This window comes from Bradyrhizobium sp. (assembly GCF_016462955.1).
Taxonomy (GTDB): Bacteria; Pseudomonadota; Alphaproteobacteria; order Rhizobiales; family Xanthobacteraceae; genus Bradyrhizobium.
In genome coordinates, this window is the sequence record NZ_JAEMSD010000038.1 from 1 (window position 1) to 2,670 (window position 2,670).

Sequence of the window (2,670 nt, forward strand, 5' to 3'; positions counted from 1 at the left end):
TGACGCTGCCGTGTTGGACGCAATCCCGGGCAAATGCCCGTCGGCCATCCCGATGTTGCTCCGCGCCTGTGACTTCTGCGGCGATGTCAGCGACTGAGCCGCACCGTAGCGAACCAAACCAAGGTTCGTCGCAAATGTAGCCGCGTTGTACTCCGTTCCGTTGTTGGCCGACGAGACGTCACCCGCGCCAGGTTCACCCACGACATTGAAATTCCAGGCCGTGCCCGTGCCGCTGCCGCTAGTCTTGTCGCTTGTAATGGTCAGCGTCGTGCCGCTGTAGGTAACGACACCCTCAAGCCATCCAGTCGCACCAGCGGTAGCCGTGGCTCGCACGCGCGCGCCATTGGTGTAGGCAAGACCAGATTGCGTGGTGAACGCCTTCGAGCCCGTGCCGATCGTCAGCGACGTGGTCGACGTGCCGCCGTAGCTCTTACCAGCCGGAATCGTGAAATCCAGGACCGCAGCAGTCGAAGTGCCAGAATTAGCGACTGCCGCAGCACTGCCGCCAACGCTCGTCGTGACCGTTCCGACCGCGACCGTAGCAGCCGCGCCGTCTGTTCCCTTGCTCGCCAGCAACTGCCAGTAAGTCGTGTTCGGCGCGGAATGGCCGGAACCTGGCGTCGGATTGATCCAGACATAGGACGAGCCCGCCGTCGTCTGCACATCACCGACTGAATAGACAGTGGCGCCGCTGTATGCACCGGTAAAGTTGAGACCCTTGAAGATGCCGAGATATGTCCAGGTGCCGGCCGATTTGACCCACATCTTGCCGGTCGTCGGCTGCGAGGCATACTGACCATCGTTGCCGAGCGACGGATCCGGGTCCGTCTCTTCAATGTCGACGAAGACGAAAAAGCCCGACGTGTTGAACGCCGCGACAAGTTCGTTCACCGTCTGCATTGCGGTGGCGCCAGCGAAGCGCTGCGGCGAGACGTGCCATATTTTGTAGGCAACACCAGTTTGCGCGCCGCCACCCCACGGCGGGATGGTCAACTCGTCGGTGTCGGCAACGTCCGAAATGACCGACTGAAATGTGCCGATCTGAAAAATATCGCCCGGCCGAGCGTTGGTGCCAGACCAGATCACGCCTGTACCGGTAACGGTCGTTCCGCCGGCCGAAACGGTGGCCGTGCCGGTGGAGTAGGAAGAGAGTGCGGTCAATTTTTCACCTTCGGCTCGGTGCGCGCAGTCGATTCATCGATCCGAACGTGTTCACCGTTCACCGTTTGCCAGACTTGCACGACATCGCTGCCGGCAGGCTTGAAGGTGAAACCTTCGACACCTGCTTGCTCTCGCGCCTTGTTGGGCTCAGCCGCGCGCTTGCCGGCCTGAGCACCGGCCTCTTCAATCGTGAGAATCAATTGGAAATTCCTTTGGTTATGAAATTGGTCAGAGACGCTTCACCAGCTCACTCCTAAGCGCCAGCACCACTTCCACCGGCTCCCGGTCACAGCCGATCAGCGATCTTGGATCCGCGTCCAGCGGAGATGCCGCGAACTTCGATCGGCCCAGCGCGGCGGCAAGGGCGATCTTGTCTTCGTTGGTCGGCGCTTTGTGTGCGCGCCTGAAGAGCTTGATCGCCTCCGGGGTGATGTGCACGCTGTGGCGCCGTTTGGCTCGCTTCAGACGCGCGGGCATCTCGGATCCCCGAACTCGCGTAGCGCCCAGGGGACGTGCTTCTCGGTGAACGCCGCCATGAATTCAGGGCCAAATCGCTGCCATGCGGTGCGCGCCTCCTCCAGATCGGGCCGGCCATAGGCGTCTGTCTCAACGCCAGCGTCCGCCAGCTCACCGAAGAAGTCGAACTCGCTGGAGAAGACACACTCCCAAGCCGCGACGTCGGCGACAGCGCGCTTCCTATTCTTGCGCGTGCGAACCGGCATTAGCGTCGCACCCCGTAGTCGGGCGTCCGAGGCGCGCGGGGCGCCTCTGGCCCCTCTACGCCATCGAGGGCCAGCTCTCGCAGCAGCCGGGCGAACGAGATCCGGGCATTTTGCAGGATGCCGACTTCTGGCCTCTCCTTTGGCTGACCGAACCGGTCGAGAAAGGTTTGGCCGTCACGGTCGAGCACTTCGCGCGCGGTCTGAGCCTGGTCCCAGGCTTCGGCCGCCAATTGCAGCAAGCGCAAGTGATGCGGCTCCAAGTCAAAATCCTCGACCACATTTTTCCACCATTTCCGGGTCGCAGATTTGAGATGCGAGGGTGGCTTTGTCGCGGTCAATTATTTCCTCCAGAATATTTCCTGAACCGGGGCAATGCGCGCGATTGCGAGTGGCCCACGCCGGTCCTAAGTGGCGAGGTTGCCAGAGCCACAAACACCCCTCCTACCCCTCGACCGGCCATCCGTCCGCCCCAAACGACACCACAGCCTGGCCCAGGTCCTCACGTTGGCCGCGCGAGGCATGACAAGCTTTGCAAGTTGAGATGAATGGACCCGAGAAGAAGCGCGCGATGTTACCCTTGTGAGGACCGTCGTGGTGTACCTCGGTGGCTGGCTCGACCACGCCTTGCTCCAAGCACCATTGGCAGAGTGGATGCTCTGCCAACTGTGATGCCCTTGTCTCTCGCCATTGAGCAGTGCTGTAGAGTTTGCGCCACTGCTTGGCTTCAGGACTCCGAGGGTCGGCCACTACCAAACCCGCAACACGTCAGTGACGTTGCCGCCATCGT

Annotated in this window: 4 protein-coding genes and 1 pseudogene; all 5 read right to left on the reverse strand. The window is 61.7% G+C overall.

Annotated features, from left to right (window positions below; all coding sequences use genetic code 11):
- Positions 1–1,161, reverse strand: a pseudogene (locus JHD07_RS06685) (hypothetical protein); the annotation flags it as partial.
- On the reverse strand, positions 1,158–1,361 hold the full coding sequence (locus JHD07_RS06690) for a hypothetical protein (RefSeq protein WP_291620288.1): 204 nt from the start codon (positions 1,359–1,361) through the stop codon (positions 1,158–1,160). The gene JHD07_RS06690 and the pseudogene JHD07_RS06685, both read right to left, overlap by 4 nt.
- A gap of 28 nt (positions 1,362–1,389) precedes the next feature.
- A complete protein-coding gene (locus JHD07_RS06695) occupies positions 1,390–1,638 on the reverse strand; it encodes a hypothetical protein (RefSeq protein ID WP_291620290.1) in 249 nt (82 codons plus the stop codon).
- The gene (locus JHD07_RS06700; protein ID WP_291620292.1) at positions 1,623–1,883 is read right to left on the reverse strand and encodes a hypothetical protein; all 261 of its coding nucleotides are present in this window, start codon (positions 1,881–1,883) and stop codon (positions 1,623–1,625) included. The genes JHD07_RS06695 and JHD07_RS06700 overlap by 16 nt, the downstream gene beginning before the upstream one ends.
- Complete coding sequence (locus tag JHD07_RS06705; RefSeq protein ID WP_291620294.1) at positions 1,883–2,221, reverse strand: P27 family phage terminase small subunit; 339 nt, start codon at positions 2,219–2,221, stop codon at positions 1,883–1,885. The genes JHD07_RS06700 and JHD07_RS06705 overlap by 1 nt, the downstream gene beginning before the upstream one ends.
- Positions 2,222–2,670: the final 449 nt, after the last annotated feature.

What these genes read in the sequence shown, in the direction of transcription:
- JHD07_RS06695 (WP_291620290.1), bottom strand. Translation starts at nt 1,638, where the DNA reads ATGCCCGCGCGTCTGAAGCGAGCCAAACGGCGCCACAGCGTGCACATC.
- JHD07_RS06700 (WP_291620292.1), bottom strand. Translation starts at nt 1,883, where the DNA reads ATGCCGGTTCGCACGCGCAAGAATAGGAAGCGCGCTGTCGCCGACGTC.